Below are 10,552 nucleotides of genomic sequence, written 5' to 3'. Positions count from 1 at the left end.
GGTCGGGTCGGGTCTGGTCGGCCGGGTGCGCGGCGGCGGGGCCGGTCACACGCCTTTCACGGTGACGGTGCGGGAGCGGCCGCGGAAGGCCGCGACCGGGGTGCCGTCGTCGGTGGTCACGGTGATGTCGTAGACGGCCGAGCGGCCGGTGGAGGCCACCAGCCGGCCCTCGGCGATCAGGGTCTGGCCGGCGCGGGTGCCGGACAGGAAGTTCACGTCCACGCCGGAGGCCACGGTGAGGGTGGAGCCGTCCGAGGCGGGGTCGTTGCAGGTCAGCGCGAAGCAGCAGTCCGCGAACGCGAAGACGACGCCGCCGTGGGCCATGCCGAAGGCGTTGTGGTGCTCCTCGCCGAGGGTCATGCGGATGCGGGCGTGGCCGGCCTCCGCGACCTCGAGGCTCACGCCGAGCCACTCGGCCACGCGGTCGCCGACGAGCGCGGGATGGTGCGGGGTCTCGGTCATGGGCGCCTCACGTCCGGGGCGCGGCGGGGCCGCGTCGGGAATTACTGAACGATCATTAGGTAACGCTCTCCGTGTGACCTGCGTCAAGTCAGGGCCGGCATGTGACGGGTGCCGGGCGACGCGGAGGACGACGGCGGGCCTCCCCGTACCGCGTCCACCCCTCTGCCTAGGCTGTGCCCATGGCGAGCTTCTCCCCCGTGGATCCCGCGTCCTTCCTCCTCAGCCCCTCCGACATCACGGCCGCCGCCACGTGCGAGTACGGCTGGCTGCGCGGGGCCGTGGACCCGAAGCTGGGGCGCGCCGACGGGGCCCCGGAGGACGACGCGTTCCTGGCGCGCGTGTCCGCCCTCGGGGACGCGCACGAGGCGCGCACGCTGGACGCGCTGGTCGCCGAGCACGGAGCGGGCGGCGTCGTCGTGCTGGAGCGGCCCAGCCCGTACACGCCGGAGGGGATCGCGGCGGCGGCCGAGCGCACGCGGCAGGCGCTGGCGTCAGGAGCGGCGGTGGTGTTCCAGGCGATGCTGCACGACGGCTCCTTCGGCGGCCTGGCGGACTTCCTGGTGCGCGAGCCCACCCCCGAGCACCCCGAGGGCGCCTACCAGGTGGTGGACACCAAGCTGGCCCGGCACGCGCGGGTCACGGCGCTGCTGCAGATCGCGGCCTACGCGGACCTGCTGGACGGGATGGGCGTGCCGCGCACCCGGCACGGCGCCCTGTGGCTGGGCGACGGCGCCAGGCACACCGTGGACCTGGCCGAGGTCATCCCCGTGTACCGGCACCAGCGCGCCCGCCTGGAGCGCGTGCTGCGCACGCACGTGACGGAGGGGACGCCGGTCGCATGGGGGGACGAGCGGCACGCGGTGTGCGGGCAGTGCCGGTGGTGCGAGGAGGCGATCGCCGAGCACCGGGACGTGCTGCTCACCGCCGGCGCCACCCGCGTGCAGCGGACCCGGCTCCGCGCGGCCGGGGTGCGCACGGTGGAGGAGCTGGCGGCGTCCACGGCGCCTCCGGAGGGCATGTCCCGGCGGACGTGGGAGGCGCTGCGGGACCAGGCGGCCGCGCAGCTGGAGCCGGCAGGCGCGGACGGGGTGCCGCCGCACCGGATCGTGGACCCGGCGCCCGTGCGCGCCCTGCCCGCCCCCGACGCCGGCGACCTGTTCTTCGACTTCGAGGGGGACCCGCTCTGGGTCTCCCCGCGCGGGGACATGGAGGGCCTGGAGTACCTGTGGGGCTGGGTGGAGGCCGCGCCCGGCCGGACCACCGAGGACACGGGGTTCGACCAGTTCCGCTTCACGGGCCTGTGGGCGGACACCCGGGCCGAGGAGAAGGCGGCGCTCGAGGAGTTCGTGCGATTCGTGGAGGCGCGCCGCGCGGTGCACCCGGGCATGCGCATCTACCACTACGCCGCGTACGAGGTCACGGCGCTCAAGCGCCTGACGGTGCGCCACGGCGTCGGCGAGGCGGAGCTGGACGACTGGCTGCGCGCCGGCCTGTTCGTGGACCTCTACGCCACCGTGCGGGCGAGCCTGCGTGCGGGCGTGCCCAGCTACTCGATCAAGAAGCTCGAGCCGCTCTACATGGGCGCCGACCACCGGGCCGAGGACGGCGTGACCACCGCCGCCGACTCGGTGACGGAGTACCACGCCTACGCCGAGCAGGTCGAGCGGGCCGGGGAGGGGGACGGCGACGCCGCGGCGGAGGCCGCCCGGCTGCGCGCGGGCATCGAGGACTACAACCGGTACGACTGCGTCTCGACCGCGCGCCTGCGGGACTGGCTGCTCGGCCAGGTCGGCGGGGCGTCGACCGGGGTCGCGGTGGATGCCGGGGAGCCGGCCGAGGCGGGCGAGGACGCACCGGCCGCCACGGATGAGGACGCCGCCCTCGAGCAGGCCCTCCTCGACCTGGTCCCCGCGGACCCCGCGGACGGCGACGACGAGACTCTGGGCCTGGCGATGCTCGCCGCCGGCCTGGGCTTCTTCCGGCGCGAGGCCAAGCCGATGTGGTGGGCGTTCTTCGACCGGGGGATCTCCCCCGTGGACGAGTGGCAGGACCCCCGTGCGAACGTCGTGGCGGACCGCGTGGACGTCGCGGAGGACTGGCACCGGCCGTCGTCGCGGGCGCGCACCCGGCAGCGCGTCCTCCGCGTGACCGGCCGGCTGGAGGCCGGCACCCAGCTCACGCCGGGCGCCGAGGCCAAGACCGTCTACGAGGACGTGCCCGCCGGACGGGTGGAGGGCCTGCAGCCCAACGCCGTGCGCTGGGTGGGCGCGGCCGCGGTCGTCGAGGACGTGGAGGACCATCCGGACGGCACCTCCACGCTGCGGCTGCGGGAGAAGGTCGCGCTCGACGCCGAGCCCCACCCCGAACTCCCGATGGCCGCGTTCGCGCACACCGTGATCCCCTCGGCCACCCTGCAGGAGCGCATCCGCGAGGACGGCCTCCGCGCCCGGGCGCTCGGCGCGTTGCCCCGGCCGGAGGAGGGCGCCGCCCCCACGGCGGCGTTCGACATCCTCGCCCGGCGCGTCCCCGAGACCGCCGGCCGGCCGCTCGCGCAGATCACGGCCGATGCCCGCGCCGGGCGGCTCGAGGGCGCCGACGCCCTCGTGGAGGCCCTCGTCTCCGCGCGGGGCTCCTACGTGGCCGTGCAGGGCCCGCCCGGCACCGGCAAGACCCACGTGGGCAGCCACGCCGTGAAGGAGCTGGCCTCCCGCGGCTGGCGCATCGGGGTGACGGGGCAGTCGCACGCCGTGGTGGAGAACTTCCTGGCCAAGCTCGTGGCCGTGGGCGTGCCCGCCGGGCACGTGGGCAAGGAGAAGCCGCGCGGCGGCGAGGACCGCGAGCACCCCTGGACCGTCCTGGACGACCGGGGGGACGCCTTCGAGCACCTGTCCCAGCCGGGCCACGTGCTCGGCGGCACCGCCTGGACGTTCGCCCACCCGAAGGCCCCGGACCTGGACCTGCTGGTGATCGACGAGGCCGGACAGTTCTCCCTGGCCATGACCCTGGCCGCCGCTGCCACCGCCCGCACGGTCCTGCTGCTGGGAGACCCGCAGCAGCTGCCGCAGGTCTCCCAGGGCACGCACCCCCAGCCGATCGGGGACGCCGCCCTGGGCTGGCTCATGGAGCCGGGCGAAGAGGTGCTCCCGCCCGAGCGCGGCTTCTTCCTGGACACCACGTGGCGCATGCACTCGGCCCTGACCGCGCCGGTCTCGCGGCTCTCCTACGACGGCCAGCTGCGCTCGAGGTCGGAGGCCACAGACGCCCGCCATCTGGAGGGCATCGCCCCGGGGCTGCACCCGGTGCCCGTGGAGCACACCGGCAACGCGGTGTCGTCCACGGAGGAGGCGAGGCGGGTCGTCGAGATCATCGAGGACCTCGTGGGACGCGCCTGGACCCCCGGCGCCGGGGAGGAGCCGCGGCCGCTCACGCCGGAGAACGTGATCGTCGTCGCGCCCTACAACGCGCAGGTGGCCACCGTGCGCGCGGCCCTGGACGACGCCGGGCTGCAGGGCACCACCGTCGGCACGGTGGACAGGTTCCAGGGGCGGGAGGCCGCGGTGGCGATCCTGACCATGGCGGCATCCAGCGCCCTGGACGTCCCGCGCGGGCTCGACTTCCTGCTCAACCGGAACCGGTTGAACGTGTCCCTCTCCCGCGGGCAGTGGGCCGCCTACCTGGTGCACTCCCCCGCCCTGGCGGACGCCCTGCCCACGACGCCGGCGGACCTGCCCCTGATCGGCGCGTTCCTCCGGCTGCTGCAGCCGTGACCCTCCCCGGGGCCTGACGGATCGCCGGGCGGCCGCGCGTCGCGCACCCGTGCACAGCCCGGGGCGGCCGCCGCCGATGCCAGAATGGGGGCCATGACCTCGCAGCCCGCGCCCGCGTCCACCGCCCACCGCCGTTCCCTCGCCGAGGCCGGCATCGCCCTCGGCCCCCTGGACGGCCGCTACCGTGCGGCGGTGGAGCCGCTCGTGGAGCACCTGTCCGAGGCGGCGCTGAACCGCAACCGCATCCACGTGGAGGTCGAGTGGTTCATCCACCTGGCCGAGCACCGCGTGCTGCCGGGTCTCGAGCCGCTCACGGCTGAGCAGCAGGCGGGCCTGCGGGCGATCGTCACGGACTTCGACGCGGAGTCCGTGTCCGAGTTGGCGGCCACGGAGAAGGTCACGGTGCACGACGTGAAGGCCGTCGAGTACTTCATCGCCGACCGCCTCGAGGGGCTGGGCCTGGGCCGGCTGAAGCCGCTCGTGCACTTCGCGTGCACCTCGGAGGACATCAACAACCTCGCCTACGCGGTGGGTGTGCGCGACGCCGTCGAGCAGGTCTGGCTGCCGGCCGCCCGCGCCGCCGTGGCCACCGTCTCCGCGATGGCCGCCGAGGCCGCCGAGACCCCCATGCTCTCCCGCACGCACGGGCAGCCGGCCACGCCCACCACGCTGGGCAAGGAGATGGCCGTGTTCGTGCACCGTCTGACCCGTCAGACCCGGCGCATCGCCGGCCAGGAGTACCTGGGCAAGATCAACGGCGCCACCGGCACCTACGCCGCCCACCTCGCCGCCGCCCCGGACGCGGACTGGCCGGCCCTGTCCCGGTCCTTCGTGGAGCACCTGGGCCTCACCTGGAACCCGCTGACCACCCAGATCGAGTCCCACGACTGGCAGGCGGAGCTGTACGCCGACGTCGCGCGCTTCAACCGGATCCTCCACGGCTTCTGCGTGGACGTGTGGAGCTACATCTCCATCGGCTACTTCGCGCAGATCCCCGTGGCCGGCGCGACCGGATCCTCCACCATGCCGCACAAGGTGAACCCGATCCGCTTCGAGAATGCGGAGGCCAACCTCGAGCTCTCCTGCGCCCTGCTCGACTCGCTGGGCGCCACCCTCGTGGAGTCCCGCTGGCAGCGCGACCTCACGGACTCGACGTCGCAGCGCAACATCGGCGTGGCCCTCGGCCACTCGGTGCTCGCCCTGACCAACGTCACCAAGGGCATGGGCCAGCTCCAGGTGGCCGAGCCCGTGCTGGCCGAGGACCTCGACACGAACTGGGAGGTGCTCGGCGAGGCCGTCCAGACCGTGATGCGCGCCGAGGCGATCGCCGGCGTCGAGGGCATGGACAACCCCTACGAGCGCCTCAAGGAGCTGACCCGCGGCCATCGCGTGGACGGGGCGCGCATGCGCGAGTTCGTGCAGGGCCTCGGCCTGTCCGAGGGCGCCCAGGCGCGCCTGCTGGAGCTGACCCCGGCCGGGTACACCGGCGTGGCGTCGGAGCTGGCCAAGGAGTTCGGGCCGGCCTCGGCCCAGGGCTGACCCGGGGCCGCCTGACGGGGGACGATGGGCGGGTGCTGCTTCCGCTTCTCCCCGTGTGGCTGCTGTCCGCCGCCCCCAAGGACCCCGCCGAGCTCGAACGGGACGTGCCCGAGCCGATCGACGCGCACGGCGAGCTCGCCGACGCGATCACCGCGGCGATCACCGCCGTGGACCTCGTGGGCGTGTTCTTCTTCGCGATCTCGGGCGCCGTCCTTGCCGTGCGCAAGGGCTACGACATCGTCGGCTCCCTGCTGCTGGCCCTCATGGTGGGCACGGGCGGCGGCGTCGTCCGTGACCTCGTGGTCGGCCGGGACGTGCCCGCCGCCTTCGACAACCCCTGGTACCTGATCCTGCCGGCGGTCGCGTCGCTGGCGGTGTTCCTCCGGATCTTCGACGGCGAGCGCGGCCACCACGCCGTCATGGCCTTCGACGCCGTCGGCCTGGCCGTGTACTGCGTGGTGGGAACGCGCATCGCCCTGCTCGCCGGCCTGAGCCCGGTCGCCGCCGCGGTGCTGGGCCTGGTGACCGCCGTCGGCGGCGGCATCCTGCGCGACGTCGTCGCCGGGGAACCGCCCGCCGTGTTCGGCGGGCGTGGCTGGTACGCGCTGCCGGCCATCCTCGGCGCGGGCACGACGGCGGCCCTCGGCCAGGCGGAGCTCCTGAACCCGCTGACCTCGGCGGCGGTGATGGTGCTCGTGCTCGTGCTGCGCGTGGTGTCGCTGCGCAGGGAGTGGCTCGCCCCGGGGGCCGAGATCTCGGGGGAGACCCAGCGCCAGCGCCTGGATCCGCACGACGAGCCGCCCGTGCCGGACATCCGCGACCGCAAGGGCAAGGACGGGCCGCCCGCCGACCCCGGCGAGGACGGCCCCCCGGTGAACGAGGAGACGCCCGGCGCCGACGAGGGCGTCCCCCCGGGGACACCCGGGTGAACAAACGAGCCACCGCGCGGGCCGCACGGGACAATGGCCGGTGAATCCCCGGACCCGACGGAAGGAGCCGCCGTGGACGTGCAGCAGTTCTTCGCCACCCTCACCGACGTCCCGTGGCTGCTCACGACCCTGGACCTGATCGGGATCTTCTTCTTCGCCACCTCGGGGGCGCTGCTGGCGGCCCGCAAGCAGTTCGACCTGGTGGGCTCGATGGCGCTGTCCCTGCTGGCCGGGCTGGGCGGCGGCTTCACGCGGGACATCCTGCTGGACCGCGGTCTGCCCGCGTCCCTGGAGAGCCCGGTCTACCTGGCCCCGCCGGTGCTCGTCTCCCTGCTCGTGTACGTCAAGCTGATCCACCCGAACCGGCTGAACCTGACCATCACCCTGTTCGACGCCGCCGGGCTCGCCCTTTTCACGGTGTCCGGCGTCCTGCTGGCGCACTCGATGGGCGTGCACCCGGTGTCCACGGTGGTGATCGCGATGGTCACGGCGCTCGGCGGCGGCGTGCTGCGGGACATCGTCGCCAACGAGGTCCCGTCCATCTTCGACCCCCGCGGCGTCTACGTGCTCCCCACGTTCCTGGGCGCGGTGCTGGCGACCGTGGTGGCGATGAACGGCGCGCTCAACGCGTTCACGGGCTTCCTCATCGCGTTCCTGATCTTCGCGGTGCGGATGATCGCCTACCGCTACCAGTGGCGGTTCTTCGGCGCGGAGATCTCCCAGGACAAGGAGTCCCTCGAACGTCTGCGGCGCCTGGCCACGCAGGCGCAGGAGGCGGCCGCCCGCCGGGTGGAGCGCACCCTCGAGCGCCGGCTGCGCGCCCCCGGCGCCCCCGCCTTCCCCGACGACGACACGCACGGGTCCTACGGACCGCGGCAGGAGTACGAGGACCAGGTGCGGGTGGACGACTACGACCCGCAGACCCAGACGATCACCGTCGTCGACCCCGCCTCGCACCAGCAGGTGCGCCTGGACCGCGGCACCGGCGTCATGGACGTCACCGACCTGCGCACCGGGCGCACACGCAGCTTCGACGACCCCGAACACGACTGGATCGCGGACGACCCCGAGGACCCGAGGGAATGAGGGATGCGGGGCCCGATGCCGGGCCGCGCACGCGCACCCCGCGAACAGGTCTATGCTGGAGGTCCATGACCGGCACCGCTGACATGGCCCCCCAGAAGATCTCGCGCCCCCTCGGGTTCGACCGCGAGCAGTACATCGCCCTCCAGTCCCAGCACATCCAGGAGCGCCGCCGCCAGCTCGGCGGGAAGCTCTACCTGGAGATGGGCGGCAAGCTCTTCGACGACCTCCACGCCTCCCGCGTCCTGCCCGGCTTCACCCCGGACAACAAGATCGCGATGCTGGACCGCATCAAGGACGAGACCGAGATCCTCGTCTGCTTCAACGCCAAGGACCTCGAGCGCAACAAGGTCCGCGCCGACCTCGGCATCACCTACGAGGAGGACGTCCTGCGCCTCGTGGACGTGTTCCGCGAGCGCGGCTTCCTGGTGGAGCACGTCGTCGTGACGCAGCTGGAGGACTCCAACCACCTGGCCCTGGCGTTCATCGAGAAGCTCGGGCGCCTCGGTCTGAAGGTCGCCCGCCACCGCGTGATCCCCGGCTACCCGCACGCGATGGCCACGATCGTCTCGGAGCAGGGCTTTGGCGCCAACGAGTGGTCGGAGACCACGCGAGACCTCGTCGTCGTGACCGCCCCGGGCCCGGGCTCCGGCAAGCTCGCGACGTGCCTGAGCCAGGTGTACAACGACCGCCAGCGCGGCATCCCCGCCGGCTACGCCAAGTTCGAGACGTTCCCGATCTGGAACCTGCCGCTCGAGCACCCCGTGAATGCCGCCTACGAGGCCGCGACCGTGGACCTGGACGACATCAACCTGATCGACCCGTTCCACCTGGCCGAGTACGGCGAGAAGGTGACGTCCTACAACCGCGACGTCGAGGTGTTCCCGCTGCTCTCCGCGCTGCTGGAGAAGGTCACCGGCACCACCCCGTACAAGTCCCCCACGGACATGGGCGTGAACATGGCCGGCGCCGCGATCGTGGACGACGCCGTGTGCCGGGCCGCCGCGGAGCAGGAGATCATCCGCCGCTACTACAAGGCGCAGGTGAACGAAGCCCTCGAGGGCGCCGACGACACCGAGTCCGAGCGCGCAGCCCTGGTGATGTCCAAGCTGGGTCTGAGCTCGGAGGACCGCCCGGTGGTGGGTGCCGCGCAGCTGGTGGCCGAGCGCACCGGGGAGCCGGGCGCCGCCCTGGAGCTGGCCGACGGCACGATCGTGACCGGCAAGACCTCCGAGCTCCTGGGCTGCTCCGCCGCGATGGTGCTCAACGCGCTCAAGGTCCTGGCCGGCATCGACGACGACGCGCACCTGCTCTCCCCCGCATCCATCGAGCCGATCCAGACGCTCAAGACGCAGCACCTCGGCTCGAAGAACCCGCGCCTGCACACGGACGAGGTGCTGATCGCGCTGTCCGTGTCCGCGGCGACCGATGAGAACGCGAAGGCAGCCGTCGAGCAGCTGGCCAGCCTCGAGGGCTGCGACGTGCACACCACCACCATCCTCGGCTCCGTGGACGAGGGGATCTTCCGGAGCCTCGGGATGCTGGTGACCAGCGAGCCCGTGTTCCAGAAGAAGGGGCTGTACCGGAAGCGGTGACCCTGCGCCCCCTGCCCCCCCGCGAGCGACGAGCCCCGCGTACGGGACGGTTCCGTGACCGGAAACCGTCCCGTACGCGGGGCTCGTCCGCGTTCCGGGCCGGATCACCACGACGACGCCTCCTCCCCCGGCAGCGACGGCGGCAGGACCACCCCCTCCTGGTGGGCCTGACGCCGCATGGTGGCGGCGAGGTCGCCGCGGAAGCGGCCCCACCCCGCGCGCGTGAACACCTCCCCCGCCACCCATGTGACACTCCAGCCGTCGGCCTCGAGGCCCCGGCGGCGGGCCCGGTCCTCCTGCCACTGCGCCCTCTCCGTGCGGTGGTGGTCTCCGTCGAACTCGAGGCACATCCGCAGCGCCCTCCAGCAGAGGTCCGGACGGACGATCCGGCCGTCGTGCAGACGGAGCGCCGGGTTCACCTCCGGCTCCGGGAATCCGGCCTCCACGATCCGGTGCCGCAGTCGCGACTCGGCAGGCGAGTCGACCCCCTCGCGCAGCAGGCCGACGACGTGGCGGTCCCTCACCACGCCGCGCACGTTCTTCCGGGTGGCGGCCGTGCGGCGCAGCTCGGCCACGGTCGAGGCGCGGCAGGGGAGTCGCCCGAGGGATCGCGCGGTGGCGCCGTGCTCGTCCGGCAGCAGGCTGTCCCCCGCCACGACGAGGTCCTCCACGCTGAGACGCGCCGCGAGGTCGACCCACGTCCATGCAGGGGAGGTGACGCGGACCCCGTGGAGCCGCACCACCTGAGCAGCCGGATCGAGGTGGTGCCCCCGGATGCCCTCCCTGCTCGGCCACCCGCCGCGGCCCTTCACCTTGGCGATGTCCACGGACGGCTCCTGCAGCAGGTCCCGCGGCAGCCACATCCCCCACAGCCTCGCGGCGGTGGCGTGCGAGAAGACCCCCGTCGGGTGGAGTTCCTGCAGGGCCCGCACGTGGTCCAGGAGGGTGAACTCGACGCCCGCGGCGCCCCACAGCGAGCGCCCACGGTCCGTGTACTCCCGTCGGCGCAGCTCCCACGGGGCGACGCCCCGGCTCCGGAGCGTCGCGGTGGTGGCGAGGCGCGGCGGGGTCGCGCGGGAGGGGTCTGCCATGGACCCAGCGTGGCGGGGCTGCGGCCGACACAGTCGTGCGCCGGTGCGATCTGGGGGCAGCCGCAGGGGTGGATCGACCTGTGCAG

The 10,552-nt window shown here is 73.6% G+C and carries 7 protein-coding genes; 5 read left to right on the top strand and 2 right to left on the bottom strand.

Annotated features, from left to right (window positions below):
* Positions 1-45: 45 nt before the first annotated feature.
* On the bottom strand, positions 46-462 hold the full coding sequence (locus MHY29_RS02380; protein WP_239238105.1) for a PaaI family thioesterase: 417 nt from the start codon (positions 460-462) through the stop codon (positions 46-48).
* Between the two features lie 179 nt (positions 463-641).
* Here MHY29_RS02380 and MHY29_RS02375 point away from each other — a divergent pair, with 179 nt between their 5' ends.
* The 5 genes from MHY29_RS02375 to MHY29_RS02355 all read left to right on the top strand — a co-directional run bounded on the left by MHY29_RS02375 (position 642) and on the right by MHY29_RS02355 (position 9,375).
* Positions 642-4,229: a TM0106 family RecB-like putative nuclease gene (locus tag MHY29_RS02375; RefSeq protein WP_239238104.1), complete on the top strand. Its 3,588-nt coding sequence runs from the start codon at positions 642-644 to the stop codon at positions 4,227-4,229.
* A 93-nt stretch (positions 4,230-4,322) separates the two neighbouring features.
* On the top strand, positions 4,323-5,768 hold the full coding sequence (gene purB / locus MHY29_RS02370) for an adenylosuccinate lyase (protein WP_224356275.1): 1,446 nt from the start codon (positions 4,323-4,325) through the stop codon (positions 5,766-5,768).
* Between the two features lie 32 nt (positions 5,769-5,800).
* Positions 5,801-6,697 (top strand): trimeric intracellular cation channel family protein, encoded by an 897-nt coding sequence (locus MHY29_RS02365; protein WP_239238103.1) that lies wholly within the window; start codon positions 5,801-5,803, stop codon positions 6,695-6,697.
* Positions 6,698-6,769: 72 nt separating this feature from the next.
* On the top strand, positions 6,770-7,783 hold the full coding sequence (locus MHY29_RS02360) for a trimeric intracellular cation channel family protein (RefSeq protein ID WP_239238102.1): 1,014 nt from the start codon (positions 6,770-6,772) through the stop codon (positions 7,781-7,783).
* 65 nt (positions 7,784-7,848) lie between these two features.
* Positions 7,849-9,375 carry a DUF1846 domain-containing protein gene (locus MHY29_RS02355; RefSeq protein WP_224356272.1) on the top strand — a complete coding sequence of 509 codons (1,527 nt, stop codon included), beginning with the start codon at positions 7,849-7,851 and terminating at the stop codon, positions 9,373-9,375.
* 104 nt (positions 9,376-9,479) lie between these two features.
* Here the strand turns inward: MHY29_RS02355 and MHY29_RS02350 are convergent, their stop codons facing one another.
* Complete coding sequence (locus tag MHY29_RS02350; protein ID WP_239238101.1) at positions 9,480-10,466, bottom strand: hypothetical protein; 987 nt, start codon at positions 10,464-10,466, stop codon at positions 9,480-9,482.
* Positions 10,467-10,552: the final 86 nt, after the last annotated feature.

It is taken from the genome of Micrococcus sp. ACRRV, from assembly GCF_022346985.1.
Classification (GTDB): Bacteria; Actinomycetota; Actinomycetes; order Actinomycetales; family Micrococcaceae; genus Micrococcus; species Micrococcus porci.
The sequence above is the reverse complement of the archived record's forward strand: the minus strand, read 5'-3'. Positions and strand labels throughout refer to the sequence as shown.

Coding starts and splice junctions, on each gene's coding strand:
- MHY29_RS02350 (WP_239238101.1), bottom strand. CDS start 10,466: ATGGCAGACCCCTCCCGCGCGACCCCGCCGCGCCTCGCCACCACCGCG.
- MHY29_RS02355 (WP_224356272.1), top strand. CDS start 7,849: ATGACCGGCACCGCTGACATGGCCCCCCAGAAGATCTCGCGCCCCCTC.
- MHY29_RS02375 (WP_239238104.1), top strand. CDS start 642: ATGGCGAGCTTCTCCCCCGTGGATCCCGCGTCCTTCCTCCTCAGCCCC.
- MHY29_RS02380 (WP_239238105.1), bottom strand. CDS start 462: ATGACCGAGACCCCGCACCATCCCGCGCTCGTCGGCGACCGCGTGGCC.
- purB (WP_224356275.1), top strand. CDS start 4,323: ATGACCTCGCAGCCCGCGCCCGCGTCCACCGCCCACCGCCGTTCCCTC.